Genomic DNA, 2,097 nt, shown 5'->3' on the forward strand with positions numbered 1-2,097 from the left:
TTCATATAAAAAATATATTGCATTTTTATTTTTTTATGCTATAATAAAGCTAAAAAGAGGAAATATTTGAGAGGGGGATAGTAAGATGAGGAGGAAACTTAAGATGATATTTACATCACTGATACTCCTTGCCTATGTATATGGGGCTTTTATTGTAATTCCACTTGAAAATCCTCCTATTTGGGTAGGTTAAAAGGCAATAATATCAATGGCGGATTAAAATTGATCCACTTTCAATGATTTTAACTTAACTTAACTTATTCTAACTTTCTTAATCTAGACCTTACTGATTGTCCTACTATAAAGACTAATCTTTGACCTATCCTTTAGAGGGGTCAATTATACACCTATTAGTTGCCAAAAAGAAGTCTCTATATACTTTCAATCCTCTTAAAGAGTGTTCTCTTCATGAAATTTATTTTTAATTAGAACTACATGAAAACATTTGTTTAACAGAGTGATGAACACTTTGAAATATTTATATTCTAATGTAGGAACCATTGTTACTAAGGAAAGAAAAATTTAATAAGATGGTATTTTATATTGCCCAGGGCTGATAAAGACAAAAGAACTAATTATTTTAATTTAAGGGAAAGTTTAATTTCGATATTACAGACTGTTAGGGATGTGCAAAATTAATTAGAATAATCATAATCAAAAGCCAGAATATGTATGATATACAATATATAGTAATTAAGACTGACAATTGAACGTAAAGAAGGAGGTAAAGGAAAAGAAAAAACCAAAAGAGGAGCTAAAAAAGGGAATAAATATCCTGTAGAAGTCAAATGTTAAAAAGTGGAATGAACCAAATTCAGCAAAAGTTAAGCTGATTGCATCAGACCAACAAGGGACTTAAACTCATCAAATTTACCCAGTTTAATAGCTACAATAGCGACAGTAAGCAAAGTAATATGGCCAAAAGTATTAAGGTTGCTGACAGAATTAATATTTCTGACATAAGCTTTTTCAAAATCCAGAGCTTTAAAGCGGGAATTATATCTTTCTGATTCAATCCTCAATTTATAGACAGCCTTAAAATATAGGGAGTCTCTATTAATAGAGGACCTATAATCAGAAGATAAATAGCATACTTAGTACAGCCTCTATGCTTTTTGCCATTAAAATATTTAAAATGCTTTATAGGGCAGGCAGAGTCATCTTTAGAATTACAGAACTTGCAAACAAATTTTTGCTTAATAAAACCATCAAAATACTGCTTGCCGTCTTTGAGCATTTTAGTACCCGCTTCACAAACCATATAACCATCATCAGTCAGAGGGGGATTTTTAGAATTACGCCAGTTTCGAGGAATAAAGCAATGACCGTGGAGAGTATCTCTAACAAAATTATAAACTCTCTTAACATCATACCCCTTATTGGCAATAAAATTAACATACTTAAGGTTAAATCACCTATTAGTCTTTTCTAGCAAAGACAAAGCGACTTCAAAATCGGGGACATCAGCGGGAGTAGTAGTTTCAGCGATAGGTAAACCAGAGATAGCATCAACAATAATGTGATTTTTATAGCCCCAATAAAACTTATAACGTTTATTAGAAGAGTCATTAGAAGCAGAATAAAACGCCTAATTTGCAGTCTTTATCTGACTTAGGGTTATTTAACTTAGTGTTAGCTTTAATAGGGGTAGAGTCCATGGAAATAAACTCACCAGAGATAATGCCCATATTTTTGAGGATATTGACTTGATTTTGAAAGATAGAGGTCAAATAATCATGAGAGAACTCATTAATAAAACGGCGGAAAGTCCAATAAGAAGGAAGAGGTTTAAGGATGTTAAAGCCACAAAGATGAGCAATGATAAGATTATTGCGGAGATAATCTAAAAGGTCAGAAATTGTACCGAATCTTTCAGCTTTCAGAACAATAAAAGCTCTAAAAAGTGCATGATGAGAATAACCCTTACGGCCAGGACTAGAGGAAGGGAGTTCAGGTATTGAAGACAGGTCAAGATTTTCAAACATAGAAGAATAGAAATCAATTTTAGACTGGGAAGTAAAGAGTTCAGGTATATTTAAAAGTAATTGAAGTTGGTACATGTAGGATTTCCCCCTCCTTAAAAAATATTTTCATGTT

The 2,097-nt window shown here is 32.0% G+C and carries 1 pseudogene; it reads right to left on the reverse strand.

The window, feature by feature from the left end:
* Positions 1–824: 824 nt before the first annotated feature.
* Positions 825–2,060: pseudogene (locus tag JCM7501_RS12365) on the reverse strand (transposase).
* Positions 2,061–2,097 lie beyond the last annotated feature (37 nt).

The organism is Thermoanaerobacter thermocopriae JCM 7501, assembly GCF_001310975.1.
Taxonomy (GTDB): Bacteria; Bacillota; Thermoanaerobacteria; order Thermoanaerobacterales; family Thermoanaerobacteraceae; genus Thermoanaerobacter; species Thermoanaerobacter thermocopriae.